This window comes from Serratia sp. HNCC26DJ206 (assembly GCF_057180605.1).
In genome coordinates this window covers 1-375 of record NZ_JBXUGP010000146.1, presented here as the reverse complement: position 1 = coordinate 375, position 375 = coordinate 1, and the positions used below count along the sequence as shown (strand labels likewise).

1 protein-coding gene is annotated in these 375 nt (G+C 49.9%); it reads left to right on the top strand.

All coding sequences use genetic code 11. The features are described from left to right. Positions 1-375, top strand: a 375-nt coding sequence (locus tag AC2A1E_RS24335) for a winged helix-turn-helix domain-containing protein (protein ID WP_484385897.1), incomplete at both ends; no start/stop codon positions are given.

The window sequence follows — 375 nt, the reverse complement described above, 5'->3', positions numbered from 1 at the left end:
TATCTCCAGGGCGTGGACGACGCTGGCCATTTGAGCATATCTGTGCGCTGTTACGTCAACTGATTAAGCATTCACCAAGCGATTTCGGTTATCAGCGTTCTCGCTGGAGCACTGAGCTGTTAACAATAAAAATCAATGAGATAACAGGCTGCAGCTTGCATGCTTCGACGGTTCGTCGTTGGCTTCCCTCTGCTGGATTGGTCTGGCGAAGAGCGGCACCAACACTGCGTATTCGCGATCCACATAAAGAAGAAAAAATGGCTGTTATCGTCGAGGCTCTTGCCCAGTGTAGCGCTGAACATCCCGTATTTTACGAGGATGAAGTGGATATCCACCTCAACCCCAAAATAGGTGCTGACTGGCAACTTCGTGGTC